The organism is Streptomyces fagopyri (assembly GCF_009498275.1).
Lineage (GTDB): Bacteria > Actinomycetota > Actinomycetes > Streptomycetales > Streptomycetaceae > Streptomyces > Streptomyces fagopyri.
Map to the genome: position 1 here is coordinate 1,626,873 of NZ_CP045643.1, position 14,997 is coordinate 1,641,869.

13 protein-coding genes and 1 pseudogene are annotated in these 14,997 nt (G+C 72.0%); 6 read left to right on the forward strand and 8 right to left on the reverse strand.

Going from position 1 to position 14,997, the window contains the following annotated elements:
* Positions 1 to 183: 183 nt before the first annotated feature.
* A complete protein-coding gene (locus GFH48_RS06935; protein ID WP_153287410.1) occupies positions 184 to 354 on the reverse strand; it encodes a hydrophobic protein in 171 nt (56 codons plus the stop codon).
* A gap of 377 nt (positions 355 to 731) precedes the next feature.
* Between GFH48_RS06935 and GFH48_RS06940 the strand changes: the two genes are divergently transcribed.
* Genes GFH48_RS06940 through GFH48_RS06950 form a run of 3 tightly spaced genes read left to right on the forward strand, consistent with a single transcriptional unit; the run spans position 732 to position 4,229 of the window.
* On the forward strand, positions 732 to 2,477 hold the full coding sequence (locus GFH48_RS06940) for a diacylglycerol kinase family protein (RefSeq protein WP_153287411.1): 1,746 nt from the start codon (positions 732 to 734) through the stop codon (positions 2,475 to 2,477).
* Positions 2,478 to 3,431: a YihY/virulence factor BrkB family protein gene (locus tag GFH48_RS06945; protein ID WP_153287412.1), complete on the forward strand. Its 954-nt coding sequence runs from the start codon at positions 2,478 to 2,480 to the stop codon at positions 3,429 to 3,431.
* A complete protein-coding gene (locus GFH48_RS06950; protein ID WP_153287413.1) occupies positions 3,432 to 4,229 on the forward strand; it encodes a phosphatase PAP2 family protein in 798 nt (265 codons plus the stop codon).
* 72 nt (positions 4,230 to 4,301) lie between these two features.
* On the opposite strand, the gene GFH48_RS06955 is transcribed toward GFH48_RS06950, so the two are convergent.
* The 6 genes and pseudogenes from GFH48_RS06955 to GFH48_RS06975 all read right to left on the reverse strand — a co-directional run bounded on the left by GFH48_RS06955 (position 4,302) and on the right by GFH48_RS06975 (position 11,644).
* On the reverse strand, positions 4,302 to 8,087 hold the full coding sequence (locus tag GFH48_RS06955) for a S8 family peptidase (RefSeq protein WP_407698615.1): 3,786 nt from the start codon (positions 8,085 to 8,087) through the stop codon (positions 4,302 to 4,304).
* Positions 8,088 to 8,355: 268 nt separating this feature from the next.
* On the reverse strand, positions 8,356 to 9,087 hold the full coding sequence (locus tag GFH48_RS06960) for a dienelactone hydrolase family protein (RefSeq protein WP_153287415.1): 732 nt from the start codon (positions 9,085 to 9,087) through the stop codon (positions 8,356 to 8,358).
* Positions 9,088 to 9,548: 461 nt separating this feature from the next.
* Positions 9,549 to 9,947: a lamin tail domain-containing protein gene (locus tag GFH48_RS06965; RefSeq protein WP_407698616.1), complete on the reverse strand. Its 399-nt coding sequence runs from the start codon at positions 9,945 to 9,947 to the stop codon at positions 9,549 to 9,551.
* A 548-nt stretch (positions 9,948 to 10,495) separates the two neighbouring features.
* A pseudogene (locus GFH48_RS40075) lies at positions 10,496 to 10,591 on the reverse strand (plasmid stabilization protein); the annotation flags it as partial.
* 45 nt (positions 10,592 to 10,636) lie between these two features.
* Positions 10,637 to 11,125, reverse strand: a complete 489-nt coding sequence (locus GFH48_RS06970; protein WP_153287417.1) for a DUF5709 domain-containing protein — start codon at positions 11,123 to 11,125, stop codon at positions 10,637 to 10,639.
* A 342-nt stretch (positions 11,126 to 11,467) separates the two neighbouring features.
* Positions 11,468 to 11,644 carry a CsbD family protein gene (locus GFH48_RS06975; protein WP_153287418.1) on the reverse strand — a complete coding sequence of 59 codons (177 nt, stop codon included), beginning with the start codon at positions 11,642 to 11,644 and terminating at the stop codon, positions 11,468 to 11,470.
* A 257-nt stretch (positions 11,645 to 11,901) separates the two neighbouring features.
* Between GFH48_RS06975 and GFH48_RS06980 the strand changes: the two genes are divergently transcribed.
* Positions 11,902 to 12,255: a PRC-barrel domain-containing protein gene (locus GFH48_RS06980; protein WP_153287419.1), complete on the forward strand. Its 354-nt coding sequence runs from the start codon at positions 11,902 to 11,904 to the stop codon at positions 12,253 to 12,255.
* A 420-nt stretch (positions 12,256 to 12,675) separates the two neighbouring features.
* Here GFH48_RS06980 and GFH48_RS38485 read toward each other — a convergent pair whose 3' ends face one another.
* A complete protein-coding gene (locus GFH48_RS38485) occupies positions 12,676 to 12,831 on the reverse strand; it encodes a DUF6131 family protein (protein ID WP_187286150.1) in 156 nt (51 codons plus the stop codon).
* Positions 12,832 to 13,241: 410 nt separating this feature from the next.
* On the opposite strand from GFH48_RS38485, the gene GFH48_RS06985 reads away from it, so the two are divergent.
* Complete coding sequence (locus GFH48_RS06985; RefSeq protein WP_153287420.1) at positions 13,242 to 13,823, forward strand: DUF2231 domain-containing protein; 582 nt, start codon at positions 13,242 to 13,244, stop codon at positions 13,821 to 13,823.
* A gap of 203 nt (positions 13,824 to 14,026) precedes the next feature.
* Positions 14,027 to 14,866: an RNA polymerase sigma factor SigF gene (locus GFH48_RS06990; protein ID WP_153287421.1), complete on the forward strand. Its 840-nt coding sequence runs from the start codon at positions 14,027 to 14,029 to the stop codon at positions 14,864 to 14,866.
* Positions 14,867 to 14,997 lie beyond the last annotated feature (131 nt).

A 14,997-nucleotide genomic window follows, 5' to 3' on the forward strand; every position in this document is an offset into this window, starting at 1 on the left:
GGAGGTACGCGGTTCCCCGCGCGCACGGCGGACCTCCCGGCCACACGGTCCTCCTGCCCCGCCGGGCAGCATCCGCGCACCGACACCGGCATCTTCACGCAAGAGGCACACGAACGCGGGGCGGCCCCGGACCTGATCGTCCGGGGCCGCCCCGCACCACCACCGGGTGGGAACTGGCGCTCTCTACCAGCGGTACCAGCGGCCACGACCGCCACCGGTTCCGGCGGATCGCATGACGAAACCGAGCAGCCAGACGGCTAGCACGACCACGGCGACGATCCACAGGGCCTTCAAGGCGAAGCCGGCACCGAACAGGACCAGAGCGAGCAGAAGAACAAGGAGCAGGGGAACCATGGTTATCGACCTCCGAAGCTCCGGGTGCCCTGCCGGTACCCAGCCATGCGCCCGGAATCCATTTGTCTCCCGTCCCTCGGACCGGCGACACGGAACGGCCCCCGACCGCGAGCGGCGCCGTTCCCGGACAGGACCGACGGCGACGACGACGACGGCTACGACGGCTACGACGGCCCGGACGCCCCCGCGTGCACGGGGCCGCGGCCGCGGCCGCCCCACACGTACACGGGGGTCACGACCGGCACCCGGCGTCACGGTCCGGCGGACGATTCCGCGTCCGGGAGGTCTGCACGGCGGCTGCCGGGGCAGACGGCGTTAACCGGGGGAGCCGCCCCCGGCCGAACGCCGCCGAACGGCGCCGATCCGTGGGAGCCCCGATGCCGACCGCCGTGCCGGAAAGACCTGCCGGACTCTCCCGTGCCCCATCGGCGGGGGCCGGCTCAGGCAAGGGGGTCGCCCTGCCCCGGGGCGTCGGGCGGACCGCCGCGCGGATCGCCGCGCTGACGGCGTGTCAGGCCGGGCTGCTGGTGGGACTCGGACTCCTGATCACCGGCCCCGCGCGTGACCGGTGGCCCCTGACGGTCGAGGACCACGTCGACGAGGCCTTCGAACGGGGCCGCACCGGCACACTCACCACCCTGTCCTTCATCGGCTCCGAGGCCGGCAACACCCTGACGGTCATCACGCTCACCCTGGCGGCCTGTCTGGTGCTGGTCCTGCTGCCCCGGCTGCCGATGTGGCGGCAGGCGGTCTTCCTCGCCGTCGCCGTCTCCTCCCAGGCACTGGTCTTCCTGGTCATCACCCTGTCGGTGGACCGCGACCGTCCGGACGTGGACCGCCTGGACGCGTCCCCGCCCACGTCCAGTTACACCTCCGGCCACACCGGCGCCGCCACCGCCCTGTACGCGGGCGTCGCCGTGGTGGTGCTCTCACGCGGCCGCGGTCCCTGGCGCAGAGCCGTGGGAGTGCTGCTGCTCCTCATACCGTTGCTGGTGGGCGTCGCCCGTCTCTACCGCGGCATGCACCACCCCACGGACGTCGTGGGCGGCATCGTCAACGGCTGCCTGTCCCTGCTGATCGTCGGGCGCGCCCTGCTGGTCGACAAGTCCGTGACCGCGCCGCCCCCGGCCGGTTCGCTGCCCGTCGCCGACGGCACCCGCGCCGAGCCGCACCACGGCACCACCATCGTGATCTTCAATCCCACGGTGACCGACGAAGCCACCCGGGTGTCCCTGCGACGGGTCCTGGACCACAACGGCCATCGGGCGCCGGTGTTCGTCGAGACCACCCGCGACGACCCGGGCAGCGGACAGACGGCCCGCGCGATCCGTGACGGCGCGACGCTCGTCGTCGTCTGCGGCGGGGACGGAACCGTCCGGACGGTGGCCGACGCCCTGGCCGGCAGCGGGGTCCCGCTGGCCGTCGTACCGTGCGGCACCGGCAATCTGCTGGCCCGCAACCTCGGTCTGCCGCTCTCCCCCGCCGAGGCCCTGGAGGCCGCGCTGCGCGGTACGTCGCACCCACTGGACCTAGGGCGCATCGAGGGCGACGACCTCCCCGCCACCCACTTCGCCGCGATGTCCGGGGCCGGACTGGACGCCGCGATGATCGAGCACACGGACGAGCGCGCCAAGTCGGCCGTGGGCTGGCCCGCGTATCTGCTGGCGGGCATCAGCACGCTGCGCACCCCGCGCATGGGTCTGACCATCCGACTCGACGGCGCGCCCGCCGTCCGCCGTACCGCCCGCATGGTCCTGGTCGCCAATGTCGGCACCGTCCAGGGCGGGTTGACGCTCCTGCCGTCCGCCCGTCCCGACGACGGACGTCTCGACCTGCTGGTCCTCGACCCGCGGGGGCCCGGCGGCTGGCTGCGCGCGGTGGGAACGCTGCTGCGCGGCCGGTCCCGGGCACCCCGGGCCACCACCCTGGACACCCTCGCCACCCGGGACGGGGACCGGACCGGCGTACCGGTCGAGTTCTTCACCTTCCGGCGTGCCGAACTCGTCTTCGACTCCCCGCAGTCGCGCGAACTCGACGGCGACCCGGTCGGTCCCGGGCGCAGGCTCACCGCCGAGGTCAGGCCCGGCGCCCTGACCGTGCTGCTGCCGTCCCGGGAGAAGTGAATGGGCACCGCCACCAGGGTCCCCGAGACCCGTGACATGGCCGGCGAGGAACTGTCGGCGGACGAGGCGCTGGCGTCACTGCGCCGTTACGGCCGCTGGCCACTGCTGCGCGACTCGTTCGTCCGGTTCCGCTACGCCGACGGCTTCAGCCACTCCCGGGCGCTCGCCCTGCAGACCGTGCTGGCCGTGATCCCGCTCGCCATCGCGTTCGTCGGACTCTCCACCGCCCTGCACTCGGAGGACATCGGCAGATTCGCCGAGCTGACGATCCACCGGATCGCCGCGGGCCCCAGCGCCGAGGTGGTCGACGACGCGTTGCGGCGCAGCCGGCACACGGCGGGCGACGGCGCGCAGGTCGCCCTCTGGTTCGGTCTGCTCTTCTCCCTGGTCAACGTCACGACGGCGATGTGCCAGATCGAGCGCGGCGCCAACCGGATCTACGGCAACGAGCGGGACCGCCCCTTCCACCGCAAGTACCTGCGCGGACTGGTGATGGCGCTCGGCGCCGGGATCCCGCTGGGACTGGGGTTCGTCGTCATGGTCGCCGGAGGCGACCTGGCCTCCGCGGCGGTGACGGTGTACGGGCTGGACGGCGCCGCCCGAACCGCGTGGGAGATCATCCGCTGGCCGGTCGGTTTCCTGCTCGCGCTCATCTCGGCCAGCGCGATCTTCCGCCGTTCTCCCCGCAGGCGGCAGCCCGGATACACCTGGCTGGCCTTCGGCGCCACCGTCTACCTCGTGCTGTGGACGCTGCTGACCTGGCTGCTGAGCCTGTACCTCGGGGTGAGCGGGTCCTTCGACACGATCTACGGCCCGCTCAGCGCGTTCATGTCGCTGCTGCTCTGGGCCTATCTGACCTCCATCGCCCTGTTCCTCGGACTGGCGTTCGCCGCGCAACTGGAGGCCTCACGGGCCCTGCGGCCCGGTCCGATCCACCCCGACCCTGGAGTGTGAATGCCGGTGCGAACCGTTGCCCTGCGCCTGCGTGACCGGCAGCGCCGGGCTGCCGACCGCAGGTTCGGTGTCCGGCTGTTCGGGTCGGCCGCCGTCGCCGCGGTCGCCGCCGTGCCCTTCGGGCTGCTGCTCGTACTCCTGGAGGGCCACTGGGGGCCCCTCCGCCGGCTGGACGCGGGCACCGCGCGGCGGCTGCACGAGACGGCGCTGGAACACCCCGCCTGGACGAGCACGCTGCGCTTCCTCTCCGACCGGGTGTGGGATCCCGTCACCCTGCGTACGGTCGTCGCCCTGCTCACGATCTGGCTCGTGTACCGCAGGGCGTGGCGGCTGGCTTCCTGGTCCGCGGTGACGGCCGTGGCCGGCGGACTGATCGGGCTGCTCGTCAAGACGGTGGTCGAGCGGGCCAGACCGTCTTTGGAGGATCCGGTGGCGCACGCCCCGGGGTTCTCGTTCCCGTCCGGGCACGCGATGACGGCCACCACCTCGTTCGCGGTGCTGCTGCTCGTCCTGCTCCCCCTGGTCCCGCGCGCCTGGCGGCCGCTGGGCTGGTGCCTCGCCGTCGTGTCGGTGCTCGGTGTCGGCTTCACCCGCGTCGCGCTCGGCGTGCACTGGTTCAGTGACGTGGTGGGCGGCTGGCTGCTGGGGCTCGCGGTGGTCGCCCTGACGGCGTGGGCCTTCGAGGCGTGGCGTGTCGACTCCGGCCGCGGACACGCCGCGTTGACCGGTGGCCTGGAGCCGGAGCTCACCGGCGCCCACCCGGAACCGGGCCGGGCGGACCGGGAGGTGTCCCACTGAGACGGGGTGGGTGCCGGGGACGACTCCCCCGGCACCCACCCCGTCGTCACGCGTGACGATCCACGGTCACCGTCACCGTGTGCCGGGGTGCAGGTAGGCGCGGTCCACCGTCTGCTGGACGGTGTCGCCGGCCGCGTCCCTGGCGGTGACGCGCAGTGTCACGTACGCGTCGCCGTGCACCCGGGCCGGCCGCTCCACGGTGGCGCTGAAGCCGCTGCCCTCGCGGGCCGTGGACGCGGCGGTCCAGGTCCGCCCGCCGTCGTACGACGTCTCGACCTTCAGCGTCACGCCACGCGGTGCCGTCATGCCGTCCTGCATACGGACGGTCAGACCCAGGTGGTGCCTGCGCTCCCGGCTCACCGCGTTCCGGGCGTCGACGGGGACGGCGTAGTCGACCTGGAGCAACGGCAGCATGGCCGGCCGGGCCGCGGTGTCCGAACGGAACGTCCACGACGTGCGTGTGCCGGTGGCGAAGTCCCAGTCGCCGGACGTGCGGGCGGTGGCCAGGTCCAGGCGGTACGCGGCGTCGCCCGCGGGAACCTCGATGTCACCCCACGCGCCGTTGTCGGACGCGGCGATCTGCTTCCCGTTCCGGTACAGCAGCGCCGTGGCCGTGTCGGGCAGGTCGTCCGCCGCGGCCGACGGGGAGCCGGCTCGGACGCCACTGCCGACGCCGCCGCTGGGGACCTCACCGAAGGCCCAGTGGCCCGCCGCGGAGTCCGTGAACTCCGGGACGAACACGGACAGGGTGTCGCCGTTGCGCACCGACTGCCAGGCCGCGCCACGCGGGATGGACGGGCGGACCACCGCTCCGAACCACCGCTGCGAGACGCTCTCGCCGGGCCGGTAGGTACGCGGCACATCACTCATGCCGGCCATGAGCGGCATGTCCGGGTCACCGACCACGTTGTGGCGGACGGTCTGCCGCCACAGGGTGTCGCCGCCGGTCACGTACTCGACGCGCTCCTGGCCGGTCGGGACGTAGCGGGTGTACTGGTTCCAGGCGGTGTCCTGGTAGGGCCGCCACCCGAATCGCTGCTCGCCCGCCCAGGACGTGGCACCCGTGCGGGTGTAGGTGCTCCGGACCACGGCGCTCTCGCGCTCGGAGACGGTGTACACCAGCGGCTTGGGGACGGAGCCCTTGGACACCTGCATCACGTCGTAGAGGTACGGGCTGCGGACCGTGCCGGTGAACTCCACCGTGGTGGATCTCGCCTTGGCGCGCTTGAGCAGCGCGGTGCCTTCCGCCGCGCCCGCGCGCATGGTGGTCAGGGCCATCCGGTCTCCGGTGGGGCTCCACCGCGTCCAGGGGTAGTAGCCGTCCTCCATGACCAGCATCAGCGCCTTGGCCCCGGCGTCCGCCGCCGCCCGCGCGAGCGCCCGGTCGTCGGAGAAGTGCCAGCGTACGACGGCCAGTTTGCCGCGCACGTGGGCGGCGCGGAGGTCGGCGGCCGTGCCCGCGCCGGCGTCCACGGCGGTCAGCCGGGCTCCCTTGTCGCCGAAGGCCGGGGAGGCGTCCACGTAGTACGGGGTGAAGCCGAGCGACGTGCCGGGGACCGCTGCCCGCAGCTGCGGGGCCACCATCTGCCAGCGCGAGGCGAACTCGAAGTCGCCGTCGGTGACGCGCGCCGTGGGGCTGACGTAGATCCGCTGGGCGACGTCGAAGTACATCACGCCCTGGATCAGGCCGTTGCCGTCGATCTTCCGGTACGTCTGGTAGCTGAGCACCCCGCGCTGTTCGGCGGGGCGGGGCGTGCGGATCTGCACCTGGACGGTGTCGGCGGCGTTGAGTGTCACCGACATGTCCTTGGTGACCTTCACCTCCGGGTTGACGACCTCACGCAGTTCCTCGCCGTCGGCCGCCTTGTCGATCGTGTTGAAGCTGACCTGGTAGGTGCCCTCTTCCACTTCGGCGACGGCCGGTTCGAGGCTCGTGTAGTTCACGAAGCCGTCGGCACCCCAGATCGTCGGGGCGGCGCCCTCCATGACCTTGCCGTCGCGGTCGCGGGCGACCACGGTGAGCTTGTGCAGCGGGCCGTGCGCGTTCAGGGCGACGGTGGTGTGGGTGAGCACGGAGCCGTCGGCGGAGGTGGCGGTGACGTATCCGTAGTACTGGCCGCGAGTGGCCTTGGCGCCGTCGAGGCTCAGCGGCACCTCGGCCGTGGCGCCCGGCGCCAGCTGCGCCTTGCCGCTGCCGACGCCGACCACGCCGTCCGGGAGCGCGCGCCCCGTGTTGGTGGCGAGGGAGACGGCCAGGGTGAGCGTGACCGCGTGGTCACCGGTGTTGGTGTAGCGGACGGTGGCCGCCTGCTGCACCTTCTTGGCGCCACCGACCTGGACCGGCGGGAGGGTGACGGAACCGGTGGCCGTGACCGCGCCCATGGCGGTGGCCAGGTCGATGCGACCGCCGCCCTGCTCGGTCACCTTGGTGCCGGGCACCTCGTGCGCGGTGCTGATCAGGGCGTCCTTGAGCTGCTGCGCCCCCCAGCCGGGGTGTTGCTGGGCCAGCAGCGCGACGGCTCCGGCGACATGCGGGGTGGCCATCGAAGTGCCGGACGCGGCGGTGTAGTTGGCGTCGACGGGGGTGCCCATCGTGGTGCCGGAGGCGCGGGCGGCGACGATGCCGACACCGGGGGCGGTCACGTCGGGCTTGACCGCCGCGTCGACCAGCCGCGGGCCGCGGCTGGAGAAGGAGGCGAGGGAGTCGTCGCGGTCGACGGCGCCGACGGTCAGCGCCGCGTCGGCCGCGCCGGGCGAACTGACGGTGGCCATGCCGGGACCCTCGTTGCCCGCGGCGACGACGAAGAGCGTGCCGGTCGACGCGGTGAGGGAGTTGACGGCCTCGCTCATGGAGTCGGTGCCGTCGGTGGGGGTGCCCGAACCGAGGCTCATGTTGACGACCTTGGCGTGCTGCGAGGCGGCCCACTCCATGCCGTCGATGACGGACGACTCGCTGCCGTAGCCGTCGTCGCCCAGCACCTTGCCGATGAGCAGGTCGGCGCGGGGCGCCACCCCGCGCCGGGTCCCGCCGGACGCGGCGCCCGTGCCGCCGACGATCGAGGCGACGTGCGTGCCGTGGCCGAAGGCGTCGTTCGTGCTCGCGCTGCCGGAGAAGTCCTTGGCCTGCGCCACGCGTCCGGCCAGGTCGGGGTGGTTCGCGTCGACGCCGGTGTCGAGGATGGCGACCTTGACGCCCTGCCCCTCGTAGCCCGCCTTCCAGGCGACGGGGGCGTTGATCTGCGCGGTGCTGCGGTCCAGTACGGCTTTGACCTTGCCGTCGAGCGAGACCCTCGGGGTGACGGCGGCGCGGGCGGCGTCCGGTGCCGGGCCGGTGTTCAGCGTCTTCCAGAACGTGCCCAGGTCGTCGTCGGCCACCCGCAGCGACCGCGCGTCGATGCTGGTCAGGTCACGGACGGGCGTCGCGGACGTGTTGAGCGCGGCCAGCCGGTCGGCGGTGTTCCCGGCGGCCTGTGTCGCCCGAGCGGTGCTCCTGGCCCCGGTCGCCGACGGCTTGGAGGAGACGATCAGGGGGAGGGCGGAGGTGTGCGCCTCGTCGTAGCCCTCGGCCACCAGGGCCGTCACGTCGAAGAGCCGACGGTCCAGGGTGCCCGCGGTCACCAGCGCCTCGGCGTCGGACGGCAGCACGGTGAGCGCCTTGTCGTTGCCCTCCAGCGTCCGGAAGGCGATGCCCTCGCGCCCCGGCGCGGGCTGCACCGACGCGGTGTGGCGTCCGCCGGGCAGCGTGGTCACGGTCACCCGGTCGCCGGTCAGCAGCCGCACGGTGGCGGAGACCACCTTGTCATGGGCGGTGATGCGCGGCGTTCCCTCCGCGCTCGTCCCGGCGGAGACGGGCGACACACCCCCGATCGTTGCCACCAGTACGGTCGATACAGCCGCCGATAGGCGCATCCATGCCATCAGTCAAGCACCTTTCATACAGCTTGAGGTCATGCGCTGTTCGACAGAATCCGCTGGTGTCGCGGGACATGTCACTGCTCTCAGCTGTCACGGATGCGACATGTCCCAACGGCGACAGGGGCAGGATGCGGCGCCGTCGCCGCGCCTGCTCCCGCCCGCCGCGACACGGCGGACGGGCCGGGGCGAACGGGTCGTCCGGCGCCGGGTGTCAGGCGAGATGCCGCGCGAAGAACCCCAGGGTGCTGTCCAGTTCGAAGGCCGGGACCTCGCCGTGCCTGCCGACGTTGGCGTGGAGCGTCTTCTCGGCCGACGCCAACGCGTCGAACAGGGCCAGGCTTTGGGCCCGCGGCACTCGCTCGTCGTCCCACTGCACCAGGAACTGCACCGGCACCGTGACGCGGGCGGCGTCCTCGGCCGACGCCGACGCCCCGCCGAGCCCCAGGACCGCCGCGCGGACCCGGGGTTCGGCGGCGACGAACGGAACGCCGAGTCCGCACCCCAGTGAGACCCCCCAGTAGCCCACCGGACCCGGACCGACGTGTTCGAGCCGCTGGACCGCGTCGAGGACCGCTCGCCATTCCGGGACGGTCCGGCGAGCCACGAGCGCCTGGAAGCCGGCGATCAGCGGAGCCAACTCCTCTCCGGCGGCCACGCGAGCCTGGTTCCGGGTCGCGATCCGGTCGTACTCCTCGTCCACCGGCCGGTCTCCGTGGCCGGGCACGTCGACCGCCACGGCCGAGAATCCGCACTCGGCCACGATGCGGCGCGCGAGGGCCAGGAGGTCGGGGGTCTTCTTGTGCTGCCCGCCGCCGTGTCCCATCAGGACGAGCGGACGTGTGCCGACGGCACCTTCCGGCGTCCACAGCACGCCGGGGATCTCATCGAGGGTGAAGAGCTGTTCGAGGACGCCGTCGAACGACGTCCGAGAGGTGAAGCGCATGGTGTTCCGGGCCTTTCGGGATGCCTCTTGCGGGCAACTCCCTAGGCCATACGGGAGAGGGAGGCCCGACCTGTCACAGCGTTGATCGGTCTCACCTCCTCGGTTCGCGGACGCGTACGGCGGCGCCGAAGGTATCACGGACACGCCCACCCACGTCAGCAACGACCACGTGGTCAGGACCAAGGGCGCCTGATACGGCTTTGGTTGAAGTCCCCGGCCCGCGACGGCCCACACGGCGTTATGCGTGGGAGTCGCGGTTCCACGGGGCGCCGACGCCATCGCCATCGCCGACGCCATCACCATCGCCATCGCCATCGCCATCGGCGAAGGAGAATCCGCCCCGGCTGTACCGCGCGCATCGGGGCGGGGAACACACGCCGGCGGCGCGCCGGGGCCGGGTGGGCCGGTGGCGCGCCGTCGGGTGGGGTGGGGGTGTGCGGGTCACCCGGTCAGGGATGGGGTCAGCGGTGACCGCCGCCGTGACCGCCGCCGTGACCGCCGCCGTGACCGCCGCCGTGGCCGCCGCCGTGGTGGCCGCCCCAGGTGACGGTGTCGACGAGGCGACGGTGGTCGTTGCGCAGGGTCGCGGTGTCCGCGCGCTTGTCCCACACCGAGGAACGACGGTCCTGGTACAGGTCACGGAAGGTGTCACGGCCGACACCGGTGTGGACCCGGACCGTGGCACGGCCACCCAGACGGTAGTGACGGAACGTGTACGTACGCCCGTCACGGTCCGAAAGCGTCCAACGGTCCAGATCCACCGCACGACGAGTGGTGTTGGTGATGTCCACCCACTCCTCGTTCAAATCGGAACGGCGGTGACGGTCCGGGGAGTCGTAGTGCACGTGCGTGATCTGCACCGCCGCACGAGGACGGGGAGCGTGATCGGCCGCGGAAGCCGGCAGCGCCGACGCCCCCGTCACCGCCGCGACGGACAACGCGGCAGCCGCGAAACGACGGACAGACACAGATGCGGACATGAAGTCCCCCTACATGATGCCGGCACCCCCACCCCCCACGACCTGGACAAGCAAGCCGCACGGAACAAGGCTGCGTGTGCGAGTGATACGGCCGGCCCCTGACGGACCGACACCCACACCATGCCCCCACCACCACCCGATACAGGCGAAACCCGGAGCCACGTTACGGACCATCCATATCGCCGTAACACTCACATGTAACGTCCATTCAAACCATGAACCCACAAAGTTGACGCCCCCACCCACCCACACCCCCCACCCACACCGACCCCCACCCCCAAACCGCCACCACACGCCACCCCACCCCACCCCCACCCATCACCCGAAAGTGGATCACGGCCCAGGAGGACGCGGACGGGCGTCGGAACACCGCACCGGCGCCCGCGCCGGGGTGATCCGCCGGCCCATGGGCCGGAAGGGGCCGGTGCTCAGCGGCCCAGCGCGTCGCGCGGCCGCCGCTTGTTCATCGTGGAGCGCCCCTCGACGCCCTTCTTCCTGGCCTCTGCGTACAGCTGATGCCTCGTGGACCGGCGCGTACGGTCACGCCGGCGCCCGCACACCGGAACGCCTCAGAGACCGTCGGGGCCGTCGTCCCGGATCCGGTGGACGGCCGCTTCCTCCGCCGAGGCGGCGCCGCCGTCGATGCCGACGTCCTCGGCGAACATGTCCTTCTCGGCGTCCTCGTGGGCCCCCTCGTCCAGTGCCACGAGACGGCCCGCGCGGTCTTGGCCCACCTCGTCGTCCAGCGGTTCACCCTCACCGTCCGGGAGGTCACCGAGACCGTCGTCGGTCTCCGGTTCCGCCAGAGCCGGGTCCGCCAGTTCCTCCGACAGTCGCTGGTCCAGGCTCTCGCCCTCCCGCTGCTCCCGCGCGGTCGTGCCCAGGTGCTCCACCCCGAGCGGGCGCTCGGGCGGTGACCAGCCTTCGTCGTACGGGTCCGCGCCGCGGTCGTCGAGCGAGTCCTCCGGGTCGAGGATGCCCTCGTCGTCGCGCCCCTCGGGGCCGTCGGGCTGGTAGACCTCGTCGCCCATGACTTCCTCGTTGTCCTGACTGTCCATGACGTGTGACCTCCGGGACGGCTGCGTGCGTCGTCGCCCGCGTATCCAGGCTGCGCCACACCACACCTTCCGGCACGCCGGGTCCGCCGGCCGCGGCGAGATCCGCGGGGTTCCCACCGCGTTCCCGCCGGTTCGACGACTCGGCGGGAACACCTGCGCCCACCAGGGTCCTGACGACAGATCCGGAACTCGGGACCATGGCGCGAAATCGTCCGCAAGGGCTGTGCTTTCTTCGCCGCTTCCGGGGGTGGGGGTCCGGGAACAGCACGGATCCCGGCAGTCCGAAGGGAAATCGGGCTGCCGGGATCGGACACATCGACCTCGCGTGGGCCTGCCGTGGTGCTACTTGGGCTTGACGGCGTCCTTGGCCTTCTCCTTGGCCTCCCGCAGGTCACCCTTGGACTCCTCGGCACGGCCCTCGGCCCGCAGGGACTCGTTGCCCACCGCGCCACCGACGACCTTCTTGACCTTGCCCTTGGCCTGCTCGCCCTTGGCCTGAGCCTTCTCGTCCGCAGCCACAACCACTCACACCCTGTCGTATTCGGAAATCGTTGCACCCTCCGTCTCACCCGATACCCGGCCCCCAAACCCGGAAAGTTTCCACAGGGAAAACATCGGCCACGCCACCTCCGGTCTCCCGGAACATTCGATGTGTAGCACCCGGGACACAGGGCACCCGCCGTCCCGGGAAAACGTCACCGAATTCGATGGCGCCTGCACAGCCCCGCAATTCCTGAACGCGGGGAAGCGAAAAGTATCGAAGAAGGAGCCGTTTTATGAGCGACAACATCTGGGGCTACCAGCCGACCACCGGCCACGCCCCGGGCACCGACCTGATCGGCTACAAGGTCGAAGCCACCGACGGAAGTATCGGCAAGGTCGACAAGCACTCCGACGACGTGCACTCCTCGTACCTCGTCGTCGACACCGGCGTATGGATCTTCGGCAAGCACGTCCTGCTGCCCGCCGGCACCGTGACCACGATCGACCAGGCCGAACAGAAGATCTACGTCGCCCTCACCAAGGACCAGATCAAGGACTCCCCCGAGTTCGACAAGGACAAGCACATCGGCGACACCGGGTACCACGAGCAGGTCGGCACCTACTACCAGGGCCGGCGCCGCGCCTGACCCCGCGACACCACCCCGACAGTGGGGGCCGGACGAAGACCCTTCGTCCGGCCCCCACTTCCCGTCCGACGGCACGATGACACGGTCCGGCGTCTCGCGTCTCGCGTCGCGCGTACGGCGTGCCGCGTCTCGCGTACGTACGGCTTCTCGCGTCCCTGGAGCGCTGTCGTGCGACCGTGCCCCGGCCGGAACCGGTGGGTATGTCCGGAACCTGCGGGTCTGTCCGTCCGGGGCCCGCGCCGGGCATGCCGACGGGGCCGGCGGAAGGTGCTTCTCCGCGGGCCCCGGGGCCGTACAAAGGGAATGCCGGTGGGCAGGACGGGCCTTCGGCTCGGTCCGCGGCGCGCCCGCCGGGGACCGTCCCCGGCAGGGCGTTCGCGCCGCCGCGCCCGCGCGACGCGCGGGTCCCGAAGTGCCGTTCTAGAAGTAGTGTTTGCGGCCGCCGACCGTGCGGCCGCTCGCACCCAGGATCCACAGGACCGCGCCGACCACGACGAGCACACCGCCCACGGTCGTCAGCAGTGACACACCGACCAGCAGGCCGATGACGAGCAGAATGGCGCCAAGGACAATCATTTCGATTCCGATCTTCACGTCTCTTCGATGCGTGCGGACCCGTGTCTCGCCGGGCTCACAGCACCCTCTTCCCGCCCGCTGCGTAACCCGGGACAGGTGAAATCCGGTCGGCCACCCGATCGACGGCCACTGGATCCCTGTCGTGCAACGTCCGAGTGCCCCGCTCCGGGCCACTCATGCCGCCCTTCCGCGCAGGTGGTCAGCGGATGGACGTCGAGGTGCTCGCGCTGCCTCACGCGCTCGGTGAGGCGGCCGTCCGGCGGCGCGGTGACGATCCGGCCGGCTTCGTCCCCGCGGAGCGACGTGACCGGGGCCGTGGACGCATCACGACTCCCCGTCGGGAGGCGGACCGTTCGGGTGCAGTCGCGGCGACGGCGGGACGGCGACGGGCTGCCGGGTAGTCGTTGTGCATGAACACTCACGTCCTCGACACCTCCACCCGTTCCTGGACGCCGTCGGTCCTGGACACCGCGTCGGCATGGTGGCTGACGGCCCTGGACCGCATCGAACGGTCGGGGGCCGCGGATCCGGCGATCCGGCTTCTCCAGCGGGGAATCCGCTCGCTCCCGCTGGGCGAGGCACGCGATCTGCTGCGCGGCAGGCCACTGGGCCATCCCGTGCATCCCGTCCTGGTCCAGGTACCGATCGGCTGCTGGCTGTCGGCCGCCGTACTGGACATCGCGCCGGCGGGGCGGAGCGCGCCCACCACCCTCACGGCCGTCGGTCTGGCCGGAGCCGCCCCGGCGGCGGTCGCCGGCTGGGCCGACTGGGCGGACCTGCCGCCCGAGCAGGCCCGGGTCGGACTGGTCCACGCGGTCTCGAACGTCGCGGCCGTGGCCTGCTACACCGCTTCCCTGGCGGCGCGACTGCGCGGTCACTCGGCGAAGGGCCGGCTGTGGTCGCTGGGCGGGCTCGCGGCGGTCGCCATGAGCGGTGCGCTGGGCGGGCATGTGGCCTACCGGCAGGCCGTCGGACCACATCCCGCAGCCTGAGGCCTGCTCGCGGGCCCCCGCCCGGGAGCAGCGCCGGGCCGGTGTCCGTCACGGTCGGTCCCCGCCCGGCGCCGGCCCTCGCGGGGTCTCGGGCTCGCTGTCGAATCGGCCGGCATGCATTTCCCCATGGCGGGTACGCGAACGGTTGTCGGCCCGCATCAGGCCGGCGGCACGGGGGCCGGATCACATGGGAGGGGCCTGGCATGACAGTGACCGAGACGACGGAGGCACGGCCGACCGTGCTGCCGGAGATCGCCGACCCGTCACGCGTCGCCCCCAGGGACGCCCGGCAGTTGTCCCGGCTGTTCTTCGACCGACTCGGCGTCCTGGAAGAGGGCACGCCCGAGTACCAGTACGCGCGCAACACGCTCATCGAGATGAACGTCTCCCTCGTCCGCTTCGCGGCCGCGCGGTTCCGCAGCCGCGACCAGGACGAGATGGAGGACATCGTCCAGGTCGGCACGATCGGGCTCATCAAGGCGATCGACCGGTTCGAACTCACCCGCGAGGTCGAGTTCACCTCCTTCGCCGTCCCGTACATCGTCGGCGAGATCAAGCGCTTCTTCCGCGACACCAGCTGGGCCGTTCACGTGCCCCGGCGTCTGCAGGAAGCCCGCATCCAGCTCGCCAGGGCCACCGAGGAACTGAGCTGCCGGCTGGGCCGTACCCCCACCGTCAAGGAACTCTCCCAGCTGATGTGCCTCAGCGAGCAGGAGGTCGACGAGGCCCGCCTCGCCTCCAACGGGTACACCTCCTCCTCCCTCGACGCCGCCCTCGGCTCCGGCGACGAGGGAGAGGCCGTACTGGCCGACTTCATCGGCGCCGACGACAGCGCCCTCGAACTCGTCGAGGACTTCAACGCCCTGGCCCCCCTGATCGCCGAACTCGACGACCGTGAACGGCGCATCATCCACATGCGGTTCGTCGACGAACTGACCCAGGCGCAGATCGGCGAGCACCTCGGCGTCTCCCAGATGCACGTCTCCCGCCTTCTCACCCGCACCCTCACCAAGCTCCGCGCGGGCATGCTCACCACGCGCTGACCCGCACACCGACGGCAGCGGCGGGGGCGGCGACGGCCGTCCCCGCCGTCGCGCGGGTGGTACCCGGCCCACAGGGATCGTGTGTGCGCCACCGCCCGGGAGGGCGTGGCATGCGCGGCGTTGCCCGGCGC